Source organism: Herbaspirillum sp. LeCh32-8 (assembly GCF_017814915.1).
Lineage (GTDB): Bacteria > Pseudomonadota > Gammaproteobacteria > Burkholderiales > Burkholderiaceae_D > Herbaspirillum.
This window is the reverse complement of record NZ_JAGIPZ010000003.1, coordinates 212,188-232,058: the sequence shown is the minus strand read 5'-3', so window position 1 is coordinate 232,058 and position 19,871 is coordinate 212,188. Positions and strand designations below refer to the sequence as shown.

At 65.7% G+C, this 19,871-nt stretch carries 19 protein-coding genes; 10 read left to right on the top strand and 9 right to left on the bottom strand.

The window, feature by feature from the left end:
- Window positions 1-343: 343 nt before the first annotated feature.
- Together J8I26_RS08775 and J8I26_RS08770 are read right to left on the bottom strand one after the other, a co-directional pair.
- Window positions 344-1,837 (bottom strand): CoA-acylating methylmalonate-semialdehyde dehydrogenase, encoded by a 1,494-nt coding sequence (locus tag J8I26_RS08775; RefSeq protein WP_209606181.1) that lies wholly within the window; start codon window positions 1,835-1,837, stop codon window positions 344-346.
- A 24-nt stretch (window positions 1,838-1,861) separates the two neighbouring features.
- Window positions 1,862-3,184 (bottom strand): aspartate aminotransferase family protein, encoded by a 1,323-nt coding sequence (locus J8I26_RS08770; protein WP_209606178.1) that lies wholly within the window; start codon window positions 3,182-3,184, stop codon window positions 1,862-1,864.
- Between the two features lie 346 nt (window positions 3,185-3,530).
- Here J8I26_RS08770 and J8I26_RS08765 point away from each other — a divergent pair, with 346 nt between their 5' ends.
- Both J8I26_RS08765 and J8I26_RS08760 read left to right on the top strand, forming a co-directional pair.
- Window positions 3,531-4,949, top strand: coding sequence for a PLP-dependent aminotransferase family protein (locus J8I26_RS08765; protein ID WP_209606176.1), 1,419 nt, complete (start codon window positions 3,531-3,533; stop codon window positions 4,947-4,949).
- A gap of 91 nt (window positions 4,950-5,040) precedes the next feature.
- The gene (locus J8I26_RS08760) at window positions 5,041-5,685 is read left to right on the top strand and encodes an HAD family phosphatase (protein WP_209606174.1); all 645 of its coding nucleotides are present in this window, start codon (window positions 5,041-5,043) and stop codon (window positions 5,683-5,685) included.
- A 365-nt stretch (window positions 5,686-6,050) separates the two neighbouring features.
- Here the strand turns inward: J8I26_RS08760 and J8I26_RS08755 are convergent, their stop codons facing one another.
- The 3 genes from J8I26_RS08755 to J8I26_RS08745 all read right to left on the bottom strand — a co-directional run bounded on the left by J8I26_RS08755 (window position 6,051) and on the right by J8I26_RS08745 (window position 8,411).
- Window positions 6,051-6,761: a DsbA family protein gene (locus J8I26_RS08755; RefSeq protein ID WP_209606172.1), complete on the bottom strand. Its 711-nt coding sequence runs from the start codon at window positions 6,759-6,761 to the stop codon at window positions 6,051-6,053.
- A gap of 85 nt (window positions 6,762-6,846) precedes the next feature.
- Window positions 6,847-7,458 carry an NAD(P)-dependent oxidoreductase gene (locus J8I26_RS08750; RefSeq protein WP_209606170.1) on the bottom strand — a complete coding sequence of 204 codons (612 nt, stop codon included), beginning with the start codon at window positions 7,456-7,458 and terminating at the stop codon, window positions 6,847-6,849.
- Between the two features lie 65 nt (window positions 7,459-7,523).
- Window positions 7,524-8,411 (bottom strand): MBL fold metallo-hydrolase, encoded by an 888-nt coding sequence (locus J8I26_RS08745; RefSeq protein ID WP_209606168.1) that lies wholly within the window; start codon window positions 8,409-8,411, stop codon window positions 7,524-7,526.
- 123 nt (window positions 8,412-8,534) lie between these two features.
- Here J8I26_RS08745 and J8I26_RS08740 point away from each other — a divergent pair, with 123 nt between their 5' ends.
- The gene (locus tag J8I26_RS08740; RefSeq protein ID WP_209606166.1) at window positions 8,535-9,434 is read left to right on the top strand and encodes a LysR family transcriptional regulator; all 900 of its coding nucleotides are present in this window, start codon (window positions 8,535-8,537) and stop codon (window positions 9,432-9,434) included.
- A 41-nt stretch (window positions 9,435-9,475) separates the two neighbouring features.
- On the opposite strand, the gene J8I26_RS08735 is transcribed toward J8I26_RS08740, so the two are convergent.
- The gene (locus J8I26_RS08735; protein ID WP_209606164.1) at window positions 9,476-10,036 is read right to left on the bottom strand and encodes a helix-turn-helix transcriptional regulator; all 561 of its coding nucleotides are present in this window, start codon (window positions 10,034-10,036) and stop codon (window positions 9,476-9,478) included.
- A 187-nt stretch (window positions 10,037-10,223) separates the two neighbouring features.
- On the opposite strand from J8I26_RS08735, the gene J8I26_RS08730 reads away from it, so the two are divergent.
- Window positions 10,224-10,919, top strand: coding sequence for a CoA transferase subunit A (locus J8I26_RS08730; protein WP_209606161.1), 696 nt, complete (start codon window positions 10,224-10,226; stop codon window positions 10,917-10,919).
- Window positions 10,920-10,931: 12 nt separating this feature from the next.
- Window positions 10,932-11,582, top strand: a complete 651-nt coding sequence (locus J8I26_RS08725) for a 3-oxoacid CoA-transferase subunit B (RefSeq protein ID WP_209606159.1) — start codon at window positions 10,932-10,934, stop codon at window positions 11,580-11,582.
- Window positions 11,583-11,874: 292 nt separating this feature from the next.
- On the opposite strand, the gene J8I26_RS08720 is transcribed toward J8I26_RS08725, so the two are convergent.
- Together J8I26_RS08720 and J8I26_RS08715 are read right to left on the bottom strand one after the other, a co-directional pair.
- Complete coding sequence (locus J8I26_RS08720) at window positions 11,875-12,837, bottom strand: pyridoxamine 5'-phosphate oxidase family protein (protein ID WP_209606448.1); 963 nt, start codon at window positions 12,835-12,837, stop codon at window positions 11,875-11,877.
- Between the two features lie 83 nt (window positions 12,838-12,920).
- On the bottom strand, window positions 12,921-13,550 hold the full coding sequence (locus tag J8I26_RS08715) for a glutathione S-transferase (RefSeq protein WP_209606157.1): 630 nt from the start codon (window positions 13,548-13,550) through the stop codon (window positions 12,921-12,923).
- Between the two features lie 315 nt (window positions 13,551-13,865).
- On the opposite strand from J8I26_RS08715, the gene J8I26_RS08710 reads away from it, so the two are divergent.
- From J8I26_RS08710 to panE, 4 genes are all read left to right on the top strand, one after another.
- The gene (locus J8I26_RS08710; RefSeq protein WP_209606155.1) at window positions 13,866-14,426 is read left to right on the top strand and encodes a TetR/AcrR family transcriptional regulator; all 561 of its coding nucleotides are present in this window, start codon (window positions 13,866-13,868) and stop codon (window positions 14,424-14,426) included.
- Window positions 14,427-14,672: 246 nt separating this feature from the next.
- Window positions 14,673-15,479 carry an SDR family oxidoreductase gene (locus J8I26_RS08705; protein ID WP_209606153.1) on the top strand — a complete coding sequence of 269 codons (807 nt, stop codon included), beginning with the start codon at window positions 14,673-14,675 and terminating at the stop codon, window positions 15,477-15,479.
- Window positions 15,469-15,891 carry a helix-turn-helix domain-containing protein gene (locus J8I26_RS08700; protein WP_209606151.1) on the top strand — a complete coding sequence of 141 codons (423 nt, stop codon included), beginning with the start codon at window positions 15,469-15,471 and terminating at the stop codon, window positions 15,889-15,891. The genes J8I26_RS08705 and J8I26_RS08700 overlap by 11 nt, the downstream gene beginning before the upstream one ends.
- Before the next feature lie 59 nt (window positions 15,892-15,950).
- Complete coding sequence (gene panE / locus J8I26_RS08695) at window positions 15,951-16,883, top strand: 2-dehydropantoate 2-reductase (protein ID WP_209606148.1); 933 nt, start codon at window positions 15,951-15,953, stop codon at window positions 16,881-16,883.
- 254 nt (window positions 16,884-17,137) lie between these two features.
- Here panE and J8I26_RS08690 read toward each other — a convergent pair whose 3' ends face one another.
- Window positions 17,138-18,595, bottom strand: coding sequence for an efflux transporter outer membrane subunit (locus J8I26_RS08690; RefSeq protein WP_209606146.1), 1,458 nt, complete (start codon window positions 18,593-18,595; stop codon window positions 17,138-17,140).
- A gap of 178 nt (window positions 18,596-18,773) precedes the next feature.
- Here J8I26_RS08690 and J8I26_RS08685 point away from each other — a divergent pair, with 178 nt between their 5' ends.
- The gene (locus tag J8I26_RS08685) at window positions 18,774-19,871 is read left to right on the top strand and encodes an HlyD family secretion protein (protein ID WP_209606144.1); all 1,098 of its coding nucleotides are present in this window, start codon (window positions 18,774-18,776) and stop codon (window positions 19,869-19,871) included.

The following is a 19,871-nucleotide window of genomic DNA, read 5'->3' as shown; positions in this document are numbered from 1 at the left end:
TTGTCTCCGAACTTTTTTGCCTGCTCTTCATGCCGCCGACGTGTTCCCGCCGATCCGCATGCAGGCATTTTTTATTGCTGCTCCTGCACTGCGCTTGCCTGGATTCATCCCATCCTGCGAGACGCCTCCGGCATGCGCATCCGCTCAAAAAGCGAAACCTGATTGTGCTTGTTTTCCTCTCTCTGTGCGCACAAAAATTTTCATCGACATTGCGGTGCGTTTTTTCTTTTATCCGCCTGCACATGCACCATACGCTGGCCCTTGCTGCACCAACAACCGGCAACGATTTTGCGTGCCGGAAAATGAAAACCGGCATGAAGAGTTCATGCCGGTTTTCGTCACATCATTTCATCTGCGGGAACGCGAATTCCGCGCCTGCACTGGCAGTGTTGGGCCAGCGCTGCATCACTGCCTTGGCCCGGGTGTAGAAGCGCACGCCCTCCGGTCCGTACATGTGATGGTCGCCGAACAGGCTGCGCTTCCAGCCGCCGAAGCTGGAGAAAGCCATCGGCACCGGCAGCGGCACGTTCACGCCGACCATGCCGACTTCGATCTGGCGCACGAACTCGCGCGCCACGCCGCCGTCGCGGGTGTAGACCGCCACGCCGTTGCCGTATTCATGGGCGTTGATCAGTTCCACCGCGCTGGCGATGTCGGGCGCGCGCAGCACACACAGCACGGGGCCGAAGATCTCTTCCTTGTACACCGTCATCTCGGGCGTAACGTGGTCGAACAGCGTGCCGCCGACGAAGAAACCTTTCTCGAAGCCCGGCACCTTGTAGCCGCGGCCGTCGACCACCAGCTTGGCGCCTTCTTCCACGCCGCGCGCGATCAGGCCTTCGATGCGTTCCTTGGCCGCAGCGGTGACCACCGGGCCCATCTCGGCGCCGGCCACATTGCCTTCGTTGATCTTCAGGCTGCGCGCGCGCTCGGCCAGCGCTTCCACCAGCTTGTCGCCAGCCGCGCCCACCGCCACCGCCACCGAGATCGCCATGCAGCGCTCGCCGGCCGAGCCGAAGGCCGCGCCCATCAGGGCGTCGACCGCCAGCTGCATGTCGGCGTCGGGCATCACCACCATATGGTTCTTGGCGCCGCCCAGCGCCTGCACGCGCTTGCCCTTGGCCGAGCCACGGGCGTAGATGTATTCAGCGATCGGGGTCGAGCCGACGAAGCTGATGGCCTTCACTTGCGGATGGTCCAGCAAGGCATCGACGGTGACCTTGTCGCCCTGGATGACGTTGAACACGCCGTCGGGCAGGCCGGCTTCCTGCAGCAGTTCGGCGATCAGCAGCGCAGCCGAAGGGTCGCGCTCGGAGGGCTTCAGCACGAAGCTGTTGCCGCAGGCGATCGCGATCGGGAACATCCACATCGGCACCATCGCCGGGAAGTTGAACGGCGTGATGCCGGCCACCACGCCCAGCGGCTGGCGCATCGACCAGGCGTCGATGCCGCGTGCGATCTGGTCGGTGTATTCACCCTTCAGCATCTGCGGAATGCCGGCGGCGAATTCGACGATCTCGATACCGCGCGCGACTTCGCCTTGCGCATCCGAAAAGGTCTTGCCGTGTTCGCGCACGATGATGCGGGCGAAGTCGTCGGCGCGCTGCTGGATCAGGTGCAGGAAGCGGAACAGCACGCGCGCGCGGGTCAGCGGCGGCGTGTTGGACCATGCCGCAAAGGCGGCGGCGCCGGACTTGACGGCGGCATCGACCTCATCGGCCGTGCCCAGCGCGACTTGCGCCGCAGGCACGCCCAGCGCCGGGTTGAAGACGTCGGCGTAGCGGCCGCTGGTGGTGGCGACGCGCTTGCCGCCGATGTAGTGAGTGATTTTTTCCATTGTTGCCTGTTGCTCCGAATGTGTTTAGGCCAGCGTCTTGAGGATCGCGGCCAGCTTGCCGAACAGCTCGTCGATCTGTTGCTTGTTGATGATCAGCGGCGGCGACAGCGCGATGATGTCGCCGGTCACGCGGATCAGGATGCCGTCGTTGAAGGCGCGCACGAAAGCGTCGTAGGCGCGCGCGCCGACGCGGCCTTCGATCGAGGCCAGTTCGATGCCGGCGATCAGGCCGATGGTGCGCACGTCGACCACGTGCGGCAAGCCGCGCAGCGCGTGGGCGGCGTCCTGGAAGTAGTCCGACACCGATTGCGCATGCTCCAGCACGCCTTCCTGCTGGAACACGTCCAGCGAGGCCAAGCCGGCGGCGCAGGCCAGCGGGTGGCCGGAATAGGTGTAGCCGTGGAACAGCTCGATGCCGTCCGGCCCGTTCATGAAGGCGTCGTGGATCTCCTTCTTCACGAACACCGCGCCCATCGGCACCACGCCGTTGGTCAGGCCCTTGGCGGTGGTGAAGATGTCGGGTTCGACGTCGAAGTAGTCGGAGGCGAACGGGGTGCCCAGGCGGCCGAAGCCGGTGATCACTTCATCGAAGATCAGCAGGATGCCGTGCTTGGTGCACAGCTCGCGCAGGCGCTTCAGGTAACCCTTGGGCGGCACCAGCACGCCGGTCGATCCGGCCACCGGCTCGACGATCACGGCGGCGATGTTGGAGGCGTCGTGCAGGGCCACGATGCGCTCCAGCTCATCGGCCAGGTGCGTGCCGTATTCCGGCTCGCCCTTGGTGAAGGCGTTCTTTTCCAGGTTGTGCGTGTGCGGCAGGTGATCGACGCCTTGCAGCAGCAGCGGGCTGAAGGTCTTGCGGTTGCCGCCGATGCCGCCCACCGACATGCCGCCGAAGCCCACGCCGTGATAGCCGCGCTCGCGGCCGATCATGCGGGTGCGGGTGGCATTGCCTTTGGCGCGGTGATAGGCCAGCGCGATCTTCAGCGCCGTGTCCACCGACTCCGAACCCGAGCCGGTGTAGAACACGTTGGCGAAGCGGTTGCCGGTGTAGGCCTTGAGGCGCTCGGCCAGTTCGAAGGCGCTCGGGTGGCCGAGCTGGAAGGACGGCGCGTAGTCCAGCGTGGCCACCGACTTTTGCACGGCCGACACGATCTTGGGATGGGCGTGGCCCAGCGGCACGCACCACAGGCCGGCGGTGCCGTCGAGGATGGCGTTGCCGGCGTCGTCGCGGTAATGCATGCCTTCGGCCGAGACCAGCATGCGCGGGCTGGCCTTGAAATTGCGGTTGGCGGTGTAGGGCATCCAGTAAGCGGAGAGGCCGGCTTTCTGTTCGGTGTTGGACATGGGGCGCACCATCTGTGGTCGAAGTTGAGAACGACTTGATTATTGCCAGACAGTCGCAGTATTGTTAGCTACACTTTTCAATTTGATCTGAAACTGTATTGGTTGTTGCGGTGAACTGTGTTGATTCATTCGCCGGGAACAGTGGCGTGGAGCAACTACGGGACGGGTGCCGCTGAATCCCCGAAGAGGCCCGTCGTGCTGCGGAATTGCGACTGGCATGTCGGCGTTTCCTGGATTGCGCCAACGCCTGAACAGCAAGCAATACACTTTTAGATAAAACAAAACACTTGCGCCGAGCCGGCAATGAAGTAGCCGGTCAAGCCTAGATATGCCCAGAGGAATGCCCATGGCCAAGCTCCAGCGCGTGCCGCTGCAACTGGATTTGCAAAGAAATACCGCCGCCCGGCTGGTGGAGCAGGTGGCCGATGGCCTGGCGCTGCTGATCGAGCGCGGCGAGCTGCGTTCCGGCGAGCGCCTGCCCTCGGTGCGACAGCTGGCCGAGAGCCACAGCATCGGCGCCTCCACGGTGGTCGAGGCCTACGAGCAACTGGTCGCGCGCGGCATGCTGCTGGCGCGGCGCGGGGCCGGGTTCTTCGTCGCCGCGCGCGCCGGGCAGGGCGGGGCGCGTGCGGTATTCACGCCGCACGAACCGATGATCGACTCGGCCTGGCTGCTGTCGGAAATGTTTGCCGACGAACGCGTGCCGATCAAGGCCGGCTGCGGCTGGCTGCCCGGCAAGTGGTTGAACGACGAAGGCCTGCACCAGGCCGAGCGTCGCATCATCCGCTCGCCCGGTGCGCAGCAGGTCGGCTACGGCCATCCCTTCGGATATGCGCCGCTGCGCCAGCTGATCGCGCAGTTCCTCGGTCACTGGGCGCTGGATGTGGCGATCGACCAGGTGCTCACCACGCACGGTGCGACGCAGGCGCTGGATTTGGTGATCCGCACCATGACCCAGCCCGGCGACACCGTGATGATCGATGACCCCGGCTACTGCAACCTGATCGCCATGCTGCGCTTGGCCGGGCTGAACGTGATCGGCGTGCCGCGCACCCCCGGCGGGGTCGACACCGAACAGCTGGAGTCGCTGGCGCGCGCCCACCAGCCCAAGATGTTTTTCACCACCAGCGTGCTGCAGAACCCTACCGGCACCTCCTACACCCCGGCCTGCGCCATGCGCGTGCTGCAGGCGGCCGAGCGCCATGGTTTCTGGGTGGTGGAGGACGACATCTTCCGCGAGCTGGGCCAGGCCACCGATCCCATGCTGGCGGCGCTGGACGGTTTGCAACGTGTGATCTACGTGGGCAGCTACTCCAAGACCATCGCGCCCTCGCTGCGCGTCGGCTATGTCGCCTGCCAGCGCGAACTGGCGCGCCAGATCGTGCACACCAAGATGGTGTTGACCCTGACCAACTCCGAGATCAACGAGCGCCTGGTGCACAACGTGCTGACCGAGGGCCACCACCGCCGCCACGTGCAGACCCTGAACGCGACCTTGCTCAACGCGCAGTCCACCCTCAACGCCAAGCTGGCCGAAGCCGGGCTGACGCCGTTCACCGCCGCGCGCGGCGGCATGTTCACTTGGGCCACGCTGGAAGGCAGCGACCTGTCGGCGCGCGAGATCGCCGACCGCGCGCGCCAGAAAGGCATCTGGCTCGCGCCCGGCGACTTCTTCCACCTGGCCGCGCCGGAGCGGGCGAGTTTTCGTTTCAACGTCGGCTATGCCGACGCGCCGGAGTTGTTCGAGTTCTTCCGCTCGCTGTAGCTGCAGCGAGCGCCCGGCGCTTACACTTCTTCACGCGACGCCGGTGGCGCGGCAGTAGAATGGAACGCCCATTTTCTTGAGGATGCCACGCATGACCATTCCCGTCTCCTCCTCCGGTATCCGCGCCGTCGTGTTTGACTTTGGCGGCGTCCTGTTCGACTGGAGTCCGCTGCATGTCTACCGGCACCTGATCGCGGACGACGCCGAGCGCCTGCACTTCCTCACCGACGTCTGCTCCCCCGACTGGAACGTCCAGCAGGACGGCGGCCGTTCGCTGGCCGACGGCACCGCCGCGCTGGTGGCGCAGCATCCGCAGCACGAGAGCCTGATTCGCGCCTTCTACGATCGCTGGAAGGAAATGCTGCGCGGCCCGCTGGACGACGGCGTGGCGCTGCTGCAGCAATTGCACGCCCGGCAGGTGCCGCTGTTCGGCTTGACCAACTGGTCGGCCGAGACATTTCCCTATGCGCGCGACAACTACGATTTCCTCAATGTGTTCCAGGACATCGTGGTCTCCGGCGTAGAGAAATGCATCAAGCCGGATGCGCGGATTTATGAGATCGCATTGGCGCGTTATCGCCGTCACCTGGTTGACCTGAAGCCGGGTGAGCTGGTGTTTATCGATGATGTGAAAAAGAATATTGAAGCGGCTCAGGCGCTGGGCTGGCACGGCATCCATCACGTGGATGCGGCGCAGACGCGGGAACAGTTGAAGGCCCTGGGATTGCCTTTGTAATTCCTTGCCTTGTGCCGTGGTCGTCGGCGCACGACAAACGTCACTGGGTCCCTGCGTTCGCAGGGACGACAAGCAGGAGGCGAGCTTCACCGCAGGAGGTTCGAGTTATCTCTTCAGCGTTGTTCCCGCGAAAGCAGGAACCCGCGCGTCGTTCAACGATCGTCGCGGCACTACAAACGTCACTGGGTCCCGGCCTTCGCCGGGACGACAAGCAGGAGGGGAGCTTCACCGCAGGAGGTTCGAGCTATCTCTTCGGCGTCGTTCCTGCGAAAGCAGGAACCCAGCGTCGTTGAACCCCGTCAATGCACGAAAAGCGTCGCCGGATTCCGCGCTCTCAGGAACAGCGACATTGCAATACGGCCAAATCAGCAACGGCCGCCGTCGATATCGCATTGCGCGACCGGCGCGCCGTTGTCGCCCTTGATATCGCCGCCGGTTTCCTGCCGCAAGAACGCGGCCCATTCATCCGGTCGCCCTAGCCACATGCCCGTGTCGAGCACCTCCAGCGTATCGCCGCGTTGCAGGACGAAGGTGGGGAAGCCGCGCCCGCCTACGTAGTTCAGCAGCTCACGGCTGGCGTCGATATGACGCGCCAACTCGTCTTCCTCCACCTTGCGCATGGTCTGCGCAAATGCCTCGGCGTCCACGCCCAGCGATTGCGCCAGTTCGGCCAGCGTCGCCTGGTCGGCGATACGGCGGCCGTCCTGGTAGTGGGCGCGCTGAATCGCGGCCAGCATGTCCAGCCCGGCGTCCTCGCCCTTGAGCGCCTGCACCGTCAGCACGGCGGCGATCGGGGGCGCCGAGTCGAATACCGCCGTGGCGTCGGTCAGCAGGCCGTTGAAGTAGTGATCGCCGAACACCTGTCCGGTCATTTGCGCGATGCGGCGATCGTGCGGCATTACGTAGTTGCGCAGCTCGGCATTGACCGGGCGGCGGTTGCGGCCGGCCATCATGCCGCCGCCGTGCGCCTGCACCGGCAACACCGCGCGCGCGGCCGCCACCAGCGGCGCCGCGCCGTAGCACCAGCCGCACAGCGGGTCGTGGATGTAATGCAGCACGTTGGCGGGTGAAGTCATGTCATTCGATCCTGCAAATTGAATCCGTAAAACCGGCAGACGCCATGCGTGATGCTGGAGCATCGCGCATGGCGTTCCCGGCAGATCAGTAGCCTACGGTGAAGCGTGCGCGCACGTGCCTGGGCTGTTCCAGTTCGTCCAGCAGGGCGATGGCGTAGTCCTCGTAGGAGATCCAGCTCTTGCCGTCGGCGGCCGCCAGCAGCTGGTCGGTACCGAGGCGGAACTTGCCGGTGCGCTCGCCCGCGACGAACAGGGCGGACGGCGAGAGGAAGGTCCACTCGATCTCATTTTCTGCGCGCAGGTCGTTCAGGAATTCGCGGCCGGCCGAGGCTTCCGGCTTGTATTCGGCGGGGAATTCCGGAGTGTCGATCAGCGCCTTGCCTGGTGCAATCTGCAGGCTGCCGGCGCCGCCCACCACGGCTAGGCGCTTGACGCCGGCCTGCTTCAGCGCGGGCAGCACGTCGGCCGCCTTGAAGTTGGCGAAGCGGCCGCTGGAGACCACCACGTCGGCGCCGCTGATGGCGGCGGCCAGTGAGGCGGTGTCCTTGACGTCGGCGCTGCGGGCGGTGACGTTGTCGGCCGTGGCGATCTTGCCGGCGTCGCGGGCGATGGCGATGACCTTGTGGCCACGGCGCAGGGCTTCGGCCAGGATGCGGCTGCCGACATTGCCGGAGGCGCCGATGAGTGCGATGTTCATGTGATGTCCTTTCGTGGATGAATGGGGTCGTGCGTTGAATGGATAAAGGGAGGCGGTGGCGCGGCTTACGGCCACTTCATTTCGCCCTTGATGACCTTGGCCGACAGTTCCAGCGAGTCGCTGTCGCCGAGGTCCGGATAACGTTGCAGCATGGCCGCCACCAGCGCGGCGGAATCGGCCGCCTTGGCGGCTTCGATGTCGAAGGCCTTCAGGTAATCACGGGTGAAGCGCACGGAGTCGATGTTCAGCGGCGCGCCTTGCGCGAAGTGGCCCGGCACCACCACCGCCGGTTTCAGCTTTTCGATGCGGGCCAGCGTCTTGAGCCAATCCTTGCGCGATTGCAGGCTTTGCGTGTCGGCAGTCCACACGTGCAGCTTGCCGTCCACCACCACGCCGCCCACCACCGCCTTCAGCGACGGGATCCACACGAAGCTGCGGTCGGGCTGCGGGCCGTCGAGGCCGGTGATTTCCAGCTTGCGGCCTTCCAGCGTCAGGGTGCGGCCCTTGAGCGGTTCGGGAACGATAGTCGCGGCCGGCGCGTTGTCGCCCAGCTTGGGGCCCCAGTAGGCCAGCTTGCCCTGCACGGTCTGGCGGATATGCGCCACGGTCTGCGGGGTGGCGACGATCTTCGCGTCCGGATAGGCGCGGTGGATGGTATCTAGGCCGAAGTAGAAGTCCGGGTCGCCGTGGCTGATGTAGATGGTGGTCAGCGTCTTGCCGCTGGCGCGGATCTTGTCCACCACCTGTTGCGCTTCGCGCTTGCCGAACTGGGCATCGACCAGGATGGCCTCGCGTTCGCCGCTGACCAGCACCGAGCTGACCGGGAAGATGGCGTCGCGGCCGGGGTTGTAGACATCCAGCGTGAGAGGCGTCGCGGCGTGCGCGCCGGCGGCGATCAGGCTGGCAGCGGCGACGGTCAGCGCGCGGCGCAGTAGGCGGGTGGGGAAGGGCATGGGCGGGCTCCGTATCGGTAGCGGTTGGTCATCAGGAGTGCCCATGATAGGTTCGCTTTTGCGTTTGAAAAACAGCATAATCCATCACAGTTTGTTTCTAAAAACGTTCAGATAGGTGCGTCGATGGATCGCTTGACCGCAATGCGGGTATTCGTGACGGTGGTCGACAGCGGCAGCCTGTCGGCTGCGGCCCAGCAGCTGGACCTGTCGCGGCCGGTGGTGTCGCGCTATGTGGCCGAGCTGGAGGAATGGGTGGGCGCGCGGCTGCTGCACCGGACCACGCGGCGCCTGTCGCTCACGCCGGCCGGCAACGAGATCCTGCCGCGCTGCCGGCAGATGCTGGAGTTTTCCGACGATCTGCGCCACGCCGTGGACGCGCCGACCGAGACGCCGCGCGGCCTGCTGCGCATCACGTCCAGCACCTCTTTCACGCAGACCCAGCTGGTGCAGGCGGTGGTGGATTACGGCCGCCGTTATCCCGAGGTCGCGGTCGACCTGGTGGCGCTGGACCGTACGGTGAACCTGGTGGAGGAACGCATCGACCTGGCCATTCGCATGACCACGCGGCTGGAGCCCAATCTGATCGCGCGCCGGCTGGCGACCTGCCATTCGGTGATCTGCGCCACGCCGGAATATCTGGCGCGCCATGGCACGCCGAAGAAGGTGGAGGACCTGGCCCTGCACAATTGCCTGACGCACTCCTACGTCGGCCGCAGCCTGTGGCAGTTCGAGCCCAAGACGCGCGGCGGCAAGTCCTTGTCGGTGGCGGTAGGCGGCAGCATCAGCGCCAACGAGGTGACGGTGCTGCTGCAGGCGGTGCTGGCCGGGGTGGGCATCGGCCATATGCCGGCCTATTCGGTGGGGCCGCTGGTCGCTTCAGGGCAACTGGTGGCGCTGCTGCCGGAGTACGAGCCGACGCGACTGGGGATGTACGCCGTCTACGGCTCCCGCAAACACATGCCGGCGACCTTGCGCACCATGCTGGATTTCCTGGCGGAACGTTTCGCCGATCAACCCTTCTGAGCAATTCTTCCGAAAGGCGGCCGGCGTGTTGCCGGTAAAGATCAGGGCGTGATGCTAAGGAGTTTGTGGACGAGTTCGGAAGAGGTCGACGCCGCGAACTTGCGCATCAGGCGCGCGCGGTGCATTTCCACCGTGCGCGGGCTCAGCTCCACCTGGCGCGCGATCAGCTTGCTGGTCTTGCCCTCCACCAACAACGCCGCGATCTCGCGCTCGCGCGGCGTCAGGCCGGGAGCGATAGGGCGCTTGGCGCTCACGTCCTCGAAGGTCCAGATGCCGGCCGCGTGCGGGTCGCCCTGCACCAGCGAATGGCCGGTGACGTGGCACCAGAACATCTCGTCGCTGGAGCGCTTCATGATGCGTTCGTCGGAGTAGAAACCCTTTTCGTTGAGAATGGGCACCAGGCGCAGGCCGGTGCGCTCGAACTCGTCGGCGGTGGGATAGATCTGCTGGAACGACATCAGCTTCAGATCGCCGACCTCGTAGCCGAACATGGCCGCCATCGCCAGGTTGCCCTGCTGGATGATGCGGTTATGCGAGACGCACATGCCGATCGGGGCATGCATGAAGACCTGTTCGAAGTCGATGGGCGGTGGCGTGCTCATGGTGTGCTGCGAATCTGTGCGGGTTCCCTCGAACCTGGCGGCGTCCGGCGCAGCGGACGGTGTATGCTGCATTGCGCCAGGTATTTTTACCGTATTGTATGGCCTATTTCGCTGACCTATGATGATTGGCGCTTTTTAATGCCATTAGTGCAGTTATGCTCGGAACAAAAGAGCCGAAAGGAGACTTGTGAATAAAGTGTATCCAGACGCGGCCACCGCGTTGAAAGACATCGTCAAGGACGGCCAGATCATCGCAGTCGGCGGCTTTGGCTTGTGTGGCATCCCCGAGGCGTTGATCGCCGCCCTGCGTGATTCGGGCGTGCAGAATCTGACCGCCATTTCCAACAACGCCGGCGTCGACGGCTTCGGCCTGGGCCAGCTGCTCTCCACCCGCCAGATCAAGAAAATGATCGCGTCCTACGTCGGCGAGAACAAGGAGTTCGAGCGCCAGTACCTGGCCGGCGAACTGGAACTGGAATTCACCCCGCAAGGCACGCTGGCGGAAAAGCTGCGCGCCGGCGGCGCCGGCATCCCGGCCTTCTTCACCAAGACCGGCGTCGGTACGCTGGTGGCCGAAGGCAAGGAGATCCGCGAATTCGATGGCGCCAAGTACGTGATGGAGCGTTCGCTGGTGGCCGACGTGTCGCTGGTCAAGGCGCAGAAGGCCGACAAGGCCGGCAACCTGGTCTTCAACAAGACCGCGCGCAACTTCAACCCGAACGTCGCGATGGCCGGCAAGATCACCGTGGTCGAGGTGGAAGAACTGGTCGAAGTCGGCCAGCTCGATCCGGACCAGATCCACACCGCCGGCATTTTCGTGCACCGCATCGTGGTCAACGCCACGCCTGAGAAGCGCATCGAACAACGCACCGTGCGCGCATAAGGAGACAGACAAATGGCATGGACCAGAGATGAAATGGCTGCGCGCGCAGCCAAGGAATTGCAAGACGGCTTCTACGTCAACCTCGGCATCGGCTTGCCGACCCTGGTGGCGAACCACGTTCCCGACAACATCGAAGTGTGGCTGCAGTCCGAAAACGGCCTCCTGGGCATCGGCCCGTTCCCGACCGAAGACAAGGTTGACCCCGACCTGATCAACGCCGGCAAGCAGACCGTCACCACCATCCCCGGCTCGTCCTTCTTCAGCTCGGCCGATTCCTTCGGCATGATCCGCGGCGGCAAGATCAACATCGCCATCCTCGGCGCGATGCAAGTGTCGGGTCGCGGCGACCTGGCCAACTGGATGATCCCCGGCAAGATGGTCAAGGGCATGGGCGGCGCGATGGACCTGGTGGCCGGCGTCGGCCGCGTGGTGGTGCTGATGGAGCACGTGGCCAAGGCCAAGGACGGCTCCACCTCCAAGAAGATCCTGAAGGAGTGCAACCTGCCGCTGACCGGCGTGGGCGTGGTCAACCGCATCATCACCGACCTCGGCGTGATCGACGTCACCCCGAACGGCCTGAAGCTGATCGAGCTGGCGACCGGCGTGACCAAGGAAGAAGTGATCGAGAAGACTGAAGCGGCGCTGGATGTGAGCGCGGTGTAAGTTCAGGCAAGTGGTTTGAGGATCCGGCTCCGCGGTGCAGTGTGTGGAGTCGCTGGAGAAAGGGCGCTGAGGGATCAGCGCCCTTTTTCTATTTTCTTTGTGCAGAAGATGCATTCAACGACGCTGGGTCCCGGCCTTCGCCGGGACGACAGGACGGGGGAAATTTCAACCACCCAAGGTTCAAACTCTCTCTTCCTTGTCGTCCTGACGCAGGTCAGGACCCAGTGTCGTTTGTCGTGCCGCGACGCTCGCTGAACGAAGCATGGCAACGAACCCGTCACAACACCTGACCTCAATTCCACGCGCCGGTCGGCTCCAGGAACGGCGACAGCGCCGCCTCACCCCAGCGCAGCGGCAACGCATTTTCCAGCAGGCGCGCCGATTGCACGGTGAAGCGCATCAGCCGCTGCGCGCCGGCGAACGCCTCCACCTCCGCTCCCTCCCAGATCACCTCGGCCGTCATCGCCAGATACAGCAGCGCGCTGCTGTCGAAGTCGGCGAACAGCAAGCCGGCGCGCGGCTGCACCAGCAGGTTGCCGATGGTGTTGAAGAAGGAGTTGCCGATGAAGTCGGGCACCGTCAGCGTGCGATCGCCGTCGACACGCACGAAGCCGGGTTTGCCGCCGCGATGCGAGACGTCGGCGCCATGGCGATGTCCGTCGCCATGCGCCTCTGCATCGTCACCCGCCAGCGCGGTGGCGATGAAGAAGGTGTCGGCGCGGCGGATCATCTCCGTCATCGCCGGCGTCAGCGCGGCGCTGTCGGTAACTGTGGCAGCGGGCAGGGCGGCAATGTCCTGCAGCTCGGGCTTTCTGGCCTGAATGTATTTCGGGCAGTTTCCGAAGCTTTGCTCGATGGCGATATCCAGCCCGCCCTGTTGCAGCGCCTGCACCACGCCGTTGGCGCGATTGCGGCGGCGCGTATGCGGCTCCAGTCCGAGCAGGCCCAGCTTGGCCCCCGAATGCAGGTTCGCGGCCAGCGGGTCCTGCGCGGCAAGGTGCAGGCCGCGCACCTGCAGCGAGTGCATGTCGGGCGACTGGATGAAGCCCGGCGCGCCGCTGATGATCGATGCCCAGGGCTGGCCCGAGGCATCGACCGAGCCGACCACCAGGAACGGCAACTGCTGGAAAAAGTCGCGATGCTGGTCCGGCATGAAGTCGCGGATCACGCGCGGGCCGATCGCCGCCATCTTTTCCAGCATGCCGGCGCGCTGCTGCGCATGCAGCTCGCCCCGGTGGAAGGCCTGGTGCGGCATGTCCGGCGCAGGTGCGGGCAGGGACGGAAGGGATGGCATGGCGATCTCCATGTTGCGGTGATTTGGGTGGGCCCGGTGCGGGCTCAGGCCGCCAGGGCGTGCGGCGAGGCCTGCATCGGCACAAAGCGCGGCAGCTGCTCCACGCGGGCGATCCAGCTACGCACGTTGGCATAAGGCGCGAGGTCGACGCCGCCTTCCGGCACATGGGCCACATAGGCGTAGCAGGCCAGGTCGGCGATGGTGGCGTGGTCGGCGGCCAGGAAGGCGCGGCCGGCCAGGTGCTGGTCCAGCAGCGACAGCACCGATTGTGTCTTCTGCAGCGCCAGCGCGTAGTCGAGGTCGCGCTTGAGCAGCTTCACCAGGCGCACGCGGTTCGGTCCCTCGAAGATCTCGCCGGCCGCCAACGACAGGAATTGCTGCACATGCGCCGCACCCAGCGGATCGGAGGGCAGCCATTGTTCGCCGCCATAGCGCTTGGCGAGATAGACCAGGATCGCGGTCGAGTCGTACAGCGTGACGTCGCCGTCCACGATCACCGGGATCTGTCCGCGCGGATTCATCTTCAGGAACTCGGCGCCTTTGTGCTCGCCGCCGGCAAGGTTGACGTCGATCACTTCGTGCGGCAGTTCCAGCATGGACAGCAGCAGCTTCACGCGGTGCACGTGGCCGGACAAAGGGAAGCTGTAGAGACGGATGGCTTGTTGCGTTGACATGTTTTCTCCCGGTGGGTGTTGAGGTGGGGCAGGCACGAACCTGCCGGTGCGGCCGATGTGATACAATTTGAACCGAACGATCGGTACAATAGATCGTAGCGCACGGGTGTGTCAACCGGTGTTGCGCAAAATATTTTTTATCCCGGCGCGCGGGAAGCAGCCCGTCACGTGAAGCGAAGCGGTCTTATAATCGCTTGAAATCCTGCGCTCCGCCTGCACCTGCAGGGAAATCCAACGCAGCCGAAAGCCGCGCCGACATTGCCGCACGGCGCCTCGCGCACCGTTCCGGAGCTTTCAGAAAAGACAGAAAACGCCATGCCCGCACCCAGTCTCTCGCGTGAAGAAGTCGCGCAAATCCTGCTCGCCGAATTTCGTCGCTCCGGCTACGAGGGCGCCAGCCTGTCCACGCTGTCGGCCGCCACCGGCCTGGGCAAGTCCAGCCTCTATCACTATTTCCCGAACGGCAAGGTCGATATGGGGCGGGCCGCAATGGAGGTGGTCGGGCACTGGATGCGCGAGAAAATCATTCCCCTGCTCACTTCCGACGCCGAGCCTGAAAAGCGCCTCAAGCGCTACTTCGCCGCCATGAGCGACTTCTACGCCAAGGGCACGTTGCCCTGCCTGACCGACCTGTTCACCATCGGCGAGGCGGCCGGTTATTTCCAGCAACAGTTCAAGCAGAACATTGGCAACACCATCAAGCTGATCGCCGCCGTGCTGGAAGACGCCGGCTTTAGCGCCGCCGAAGCCGCGCGCCGCGCCGAGGATGGGCTGGTGATGATGCACGGCGCGCTGGTGGTATCGCGCGCCCAGGGCAGCACCGCCGTCTTCGCACGCGTGGTGCGCGGCATTCCGGACATGCTGCTGGCGCCTTAGCGTAGCTCCGGACTTCCCATGAATGGCCAAGGGCCGCACCGTCTGGTGCGGCCCTTTTTCATTTGCGCGCGCCGTCTGCCGCCAGCCATCTGCGTGCATTCACGCCACAACGGCCATCGCGACCCTTTGCGGCGCTTGACAGCCGCTTGGTTACTTCTATAATGCTAGTTACTATCTTTATGAAAGTGACGAGCCGTACACCGGCGTCATTCCTCCACGCAACATCAACGCACAGAAGGAACAGCAATGAACAGCAAAGCAACCAAGGGCCGTGCCCTGATCACCGGCGCCTCCACCGGCATCGGCGCCACGTATGCAGATCGCCTGGCCGCGCGCGGACACGACCTGGTACTGGTGGCGCGCGACGCCGCCCGCCTGGAGCAGGTGGCTGCCGGCATCCGCAGCCAATACGGCGTGCAGGTGGAAGTGTTCCCGGCCGACCTCACCAGCAAGTACGAGCTGCTGCGCGTGGAGCAGCGCCTGCGCGCCGACGACACCATTACCGTGCTGGTCAACAACGCCGGCATGGCGGTGCAGGGCAAGCTGATCGACGCCGACATCGACCGCTACGAAACCATGATCCAGCTCAACGTGATCTCGGTCACGCGCCTGGCCGCGGCCGCCGCCGCCACCTTCGGCAAGCGCGGCAGCGGCGACATCATCAACGTCGCCTCGGTGCTGGCGCTGGCGCCGGAAATGTTCAACGGCACCTACAGCGGCACCAAGGCCTATGTGCTGAACCTGTCGCAGTCGATGCAGGCCGAGCTCGGCCCCTTGGGCGTGCGCGTGCAGGCCGTGTTGCCGGGCGCCACCCGCACCGAGATCTGGGAGCGCTCCGGCGGCAGCATCGCGCAGCTGCCCCCGGAGATGCTGATGGAAGTCGACGACATGGTCGACGCCGCGCTGGCCGGGCTGGACATGGGCGAGGGCGTGACCATCCCGTCGCTGCCGGACGTGGCTGACTGGAACGCATTGACCGCGGCGCGCCACGCGCTCGGCCCGAATCTTTCGCGCAACCATCCGGCGCAGCGCTACCTGACCCATGCCGGCTGACGAGTCCGGTGCGCGACGCGCCCAGGGTGCGTCGCTGCAGGATTGCCCGGTGGCGCACACGCTGCACCTGATCGGCGAATGGTGGACGGTGCTGATCGTGCGCGACGCCTTCGCCGGCAAGACGCGCTTCGACCAGTTCCGCCGCAGTCTCGACATCTCCCCGGCCATCCTCGCCAAGCGCCTGCAGGCGCTGGTGGAGGCCGGCATCATGGAGCGTCGTCGCTATCACCAGCACCCGCCGCGTGACGAATACCTGTTGACCGATTCCGGCCGCGCCTTGCGCCCGGTGATCGCCGCGCTGCGCGCCTGGGGCGAGCAGCATTTCGGCGCCGCGCAGGTCCTGGCCGAAGAGCATCAGCAAGCCGCCGCCTGCGCCGACGCCGGTAAGAAAGCCGCAAAGCGGGCACAATAGGTTCTCCGCACGCAGCCACGCCCACGCCAAGGGCGGTGCGCATCCATAAGGAGAACAACATGAAGATACTGATCGTAGGCGCCGGCGCAGTCGGCGGATATTTCGGCGCGCGTCTGCAGCAGGCCGGTCGCGACGTCACCTTCCTGGTGCGCGACAAGCGCGCCGCGCTGCTGCGCGAGCACGGCCTGCGCGTGAAGAGCCCGGCCGGCGACCTCACCCTGCATGACCTGCAGCTGGTCGGCAGCAGCGAGCTGCAACCCAAGTACGACCTGGTCATCCTCAGCTGCAAGGCCTATGACCTCGACGACGCGATCACCTCGGTAGCCCCGGCCATCGGCGGCGACGCCGTGATCCTGCCGCTGCTGAACGGCATGCAACACCTCGACATCCTGGAGCAACGCTTCGGCGCCAACCGCGTCCTGGGCGGGCAGTGCGTGGTGGCCAGCACGATGGACGCCGACGGCGTGATCCGCCATCTCGGCACGGTGCACGGCCTGACCTTCGGCGAGTGCGCCGGCGGTGTTTCCGCACGTGCGCGCCAGATCCATGAAGCGCTGTCCGGCGCCGGCTTCGACGTCACCCTGAGCGAAAACATCCTGCAATCGATGTGGGAAAAATGGACCATGCTGGCCACGCTGGCGAGCGCCACCTCGATGATGCGCGCCGCCATCGGCGACATCCTGCAGGGACCGGGCGGTCCGCAATTCCTGGAAGGCGTGCTGGCTGAATGCGCCGGCATCGCCGAGCTGCAGGGCTACAAGCCGGGCGAGACCTTCTACAACCGCACACGCGGCGTGCTGTCCGAGCACGGCTCGACGCTGACCGCCTCGATGTTCCGCGACATCAGCGCCAACGCCCGCGTCGAGGCCGACCACGTGGTCGGCGACCTGATCCGTCGCGGCGACGCCAAGGGCGCCAAGACCACGCTGCTGCAGCTGGCCTACCTGCACCTGAAATCGTATGAGGCGCAGCGCGCGCGCATGCTGGGGTAATCGGCCTGCGCCACGGCCAATGAGGCGCGGCGCACGTCACTGGGTTCCTGCTTTCGCAGGAACGACAAGGAGGAGGCAACTTGAACCCGCAGCTGTTCGAAGCTATTCCTTAACTGTCGTTCCTGCGAAAGCAGGAGCCCAGCGTCTTTTTGCCGTGCATCTCCGCCACCTCGCCAAGTGCGACGAAAGACGCTGGATCCCGGCCTTCGCCGGGATGAGGGAAATGGAGAAGAGATTCTTCCCAACCCCGTCGATCACCACCCCCCACCCAACGCCCGGAACACCGATACCGCCGCGCGCGCGTTGTCGGCGTGCACCTGGGCCAGCTCATCCTGCGCCGACAGCAGCAGGCGGTCTTCGGTCAGCACCTCGGCCAGGCTTAGTACGCCGCCCTTGTAGGCTTCTTCGGCGTTGCCGCGCGCGGTCTGCTGGGCATCGACCTGCGCCGCCAGTTCGCGCGCTTGCTGTTCCAGTTGCACCAGCGCCATGATGGCGTTTTCCACATCCTCGGCAGCGCTCAGCATGCTCTTGCGATATTGGGCCAGCGCCTCCGCATTGGCGCCCTTGGCGCGCGCTATCTCGGCGTCGATGCGGCCGAAGTCGAACAGGCGCCAGCGCAGCCCCAGTCCGCCTTGCGCTTGCAAGCTGTTGGCCGTGAGCAGGCCGGCCGCGCCCAGACTCTGGAATCCCACCAGCGCCGACAACGACAGATCCGGATACCACGCCGCCATGGCCTGGCCGATGCGTTCGCTGGAGGCCGCGAGGCGACGTTCGGCGGCGACCACGTCGGGCCGGCGGCGCATCAGCTCCACGCTGCTGGTTGACACGCTGATGGCCGGCACGCGACTGGCGTCGGCCTGCTGCGCCAGCTGTTGCGCGTAGGTGCCGGGGGCCGCGCCCATCAGTACGTCGAGCCGGTTCAGCTGGCGTTCCAGCTCGGTACGCAGCGGCGGCAGGACGGCGCGCGACTGCGCCAGCCGCGCATCGGCCTGGGCGGTTTCGGCCACGCTGGCCAGGCCATCCTTCAGGCGCAGGCGCACGATGCGGCCCAGCTCGGACGCCGCCTGCACCTGATGTTCGGCCAGGGCAATGCGCGCCTGCGCGCCGCGGATGCGGAAGTAGGCGTCCGCCGCCTCCGCCGCCACCGACACCCGCACGCCGACCTGTTGCGCCTCGGCCGCCTGCAGCTCGGCGTCGGCGGCCTGCGCGCCGCGCTTCAAGGCGCCGGCCAGATCCAGCTCCCAGCTGGCGCCGGCATCAAGATCGAACAGGTTTTGCGTGCGTTGATAACCCGGGATGTTGCGGGCGATCTCGCCCAGCGGGCTTTGCAGCGACTGTCGCGCCCGGGCTGCCTGGCCGTTCAGATCGCCCTCCGGCAGTCGGCGCGCGCCGGCGATCTGCGCCGTGGCGCGCGCCTGCTCGACCCGCGCCAGCGCCGCCGCCAGGTCCAGGTTCTGCGCCAGCACGCGCTGCATGATCCCGCTCAGCACCGGATCGCCGAAGCCGTCCCACCAGTGATCCAGCGCCGGCATGGGCGTTTGCGCTGTCCGTTGTTGCAGCAAGGCGACGTTGTGCAGCGGCGCATCCTGGTAGGCAGGCTGCCGGTAATCAGGCCCGGTAGTGCACGCGCAAAGCAGCATTGCGCCGAGCAGGGAACTCAGCGCCGGCAGGCCGGCCTTGCGGATGCCGCGGGTGGAGGAGAGGGTATTCATGCGTCTGGCCTTTTCATCGGAATCCGTCGCCGCGGGCGCGCCGGCGGATGGTTGCGATCGGGTGTTGCGGGGTTGATGACGGTTACTTGCAAAATGATAGTGTCAAGTTTAAACTCACTATCGTTTTGAAAGCAACTGCTATTTGCAGGCCGCATCCACCCCAGCCATCGAGGCCATCATGACCACTCAAAGCTCCATCGGCGCAAGCGCGCAACCTGCCGGCGCCGCGCCGGCCGCCAGGAAGAAATCCGCATTGCTGAAATACGCCATCCTCGCCATCGCGGCACTGGCCGCCGTCGCCTGGCTGGCGCACTGGCTGGCCGTCGGTCGCTATATCGAGAGCACCGACGACGCCTATGTCGGCGGCGACATCACCGTAATCGCGCCCAAGGTCGCCGGCAACATCGACCAGGTGCTGGTGAAAGACAACCAGCCGGTGCGCGCCGGCGAGCTGCTGGTCAAGCTGGATGAACGAGACTACCAGGCCGCGCTGGCCAAGGCGCGCGCCGCGGTCGCCGCGCAAGAGGCCGCCATCGCCAACCTGGAGGCCGAGCGCAAGTTGCAGGAGTCGGTGATCGAGCAGGGCCGCGCCGGCGTGGCTGCCAGCGTTGCCGAGACCGTGCGCGCGCGCGACGATCAGGCGCGCTACCAGAGCCTGTCGGCCAAGGCCGCCGTCTCGGTACAGAGCGCGCAAAAGGCCGATGCCGATTACAAGCAGGCCCAGGCCAACGGCCAGAAGGCGCAGGCCGCGCTGAACGCCGCGCAGCGTCAACTGGACGTGATCGCCACCCAGAAGCAGCGGGCGGCGGCGGCGCTGCAGCAGGCCCAGGCCGAGAAGAACCTGGCCGAGCTCAACCTGGCCTACACCGAGCTGCGCGCTCCGGTCGACGGCGTGATCGGCAATCGCCGCGCGCGCGTCGGCGCTTACGCCACCGTCGGCGCCCAGCTGCTGTCGGTGGTGCCGGCGCAGGGCCTGTGGGTGGACGCCAATTTCAAGGAAAGCCAGATCGCCCATATGCAGGAAGGCCAGGCCGTCATCATCAAGGCCGACGTATTGCCGGGCGAAGAATTCCACGGCCGCGTGCAAAGCCTGGCACCCGCCACCGGCGCCCAGTTCAGCGTGCTGCCGGCGGAAAACGCCACCGGCAACTTCACCAAGATCGTCCAGCGCGTGCCGGTGCGCGTGGCGCTGGATGCCGAGGCCGCGCGCCTGGGCAAGCTGCGCCCGGGCCTGTCGGTGACGGCCGAAGTCGACCAGCGCGCCGGCCGGAGCTGA

What these genes read in the sequence shown, in the direction of transcription:
- J8I26_RS08775 (WP_209606181.1), bottom strand. Translation starts at nt 1,837, where the DNA reads ATGGAAAAAATCACTCACTACATCGGCGGCAAGCGCGTCGCCACCACC.
- J8I26_RS08770 (WP_209606178.1), bottom strand. Translation starts at nt 3,184, where the DNA reads ATGTCCAACACCGAACAGAAAGCCGGCCTCTCCGCTTACTGGATGCCC.
- J8I26_RS08765 (WP_209606176.1), top strand. Translation starts at nt 3,531, where the DNA reads ATGGCCAAGCTCCAGCGCGTGCCGCTGCAACTGGATTTGCAAAGAAAT.
- J8I26_RS08760 (WP_209606174.1), top strand. Translation starts at nt 5,041, where the DNA reads ATGACCATTCCCGTCTCCTCCTCCGGTATCCGCGCCGTCGTGTTTGAC.
- J8I26_RS08755 (WP_209606172.1), bottom strand. Translation starts at nt 6,761, where the DNA reads ATGACTTCACCCGCCAACGTGCTGCATTACATCCACGACCCGCTGTGC.
- J8I26_RS08750 (WP_209606170.1), bottom strand. Translation starts at nt 7,458, where the DNA reads ATGAACATCGCACTCATCGGCGCCTCCGGCAATGTCGGCAGCCGCATC.
- J8I26_RS08745 (WP_209606168.1), bottom strand. Translation starts at nt 8,411, where the DNA reads ATGCCCTTCCCCACCCGCCTACTGCGCCGCGCGCTGACCGTCGCCGCT.
- J8I26_RS08740 (WP_209606166.1), top strand. Translation starts at nt 8,535, where the DNA reads ATGGATCGCTTGACCGCAATGCGGGTATTCGTGACGGTGGTCGACAGC.
- J8I26_RS08735 (WP_209606164.1), bottom strand. Translation starts at nt 10,036, where the DNA reads ATGAGCACGCCACCGCCCATCGACTTCGAACAGGTCTTCATGCATGCC.
- J8I26_RS08725 (WP_209606159.1), top strand. Translation starts at nt 10,932, where the DNA reads ATGGCATGGACCAGAGATGAAATGGCTGCGCGCGCAGCCAAGGAATTG.
- J8I26_RS08720 (WP_209606448.1), bottom strand. Translation starts at nt 12,837, where the DNA reads ATGCCGCACCAGGCCTTCCACCGGGGCGAGCTGCATGCGCAGCAGCGC.
- J8I26_RS08715 (WP_209606157.1), bottom strand. Translation starts at nt 13,550, where the DNA reads ATGTCAACGCAACAAGCCATCCGTCTCTACAGCTTCCCTTTGTCCGGC.
- J8I26_RS08710 (WP_209606155.1), top strand. Translation starts at nt 13,866, where the DNA reads ATGCCCGCACCCAGTCTCTCGCGTGAAGAAGTCGCGCAAATCCTGCTC.
- J8I26_RS08705 (WP_209606153.1), top strand. Translation starts at nt 14,673, where the DNA reads ATGAACAGCAAAGCAACCAAGGGCCGTGCCCTGATCACCGGCGCCTCC.
- J8I26_RS08700 (WP_209606151.1), top strand. Translation starts at nt 15,469, where the DNA reads ATGCCGGCTGACGAGTCCGGTGCGCGACGCGCCCAGGGTGCGTCGCTG.
- panE (WP_209606148.1), top strand. Translation starts at nt 15,951, where the DNA reads ATGAAGATACTGATCGTAGGCGCCGGCGCAGTCGGCGGATATTTCGGC.
- J8I26_RS08690 (WP_209606146.1), bottom strand. Translation starts at nt 18,595, where the DNA reads ATGAATACCCTCTCCTCCACCCGCGGCATCCGCAAGGCCGGCCTGCCG.
- J8I26_RS08685 (WP_209606144.1), top strand. Translation starts at nt 18,774, where the DNA reads ATGACCACTCAAAGCTCCATCGGCGCAAGCGCGCAACCTGCCGGCGCC.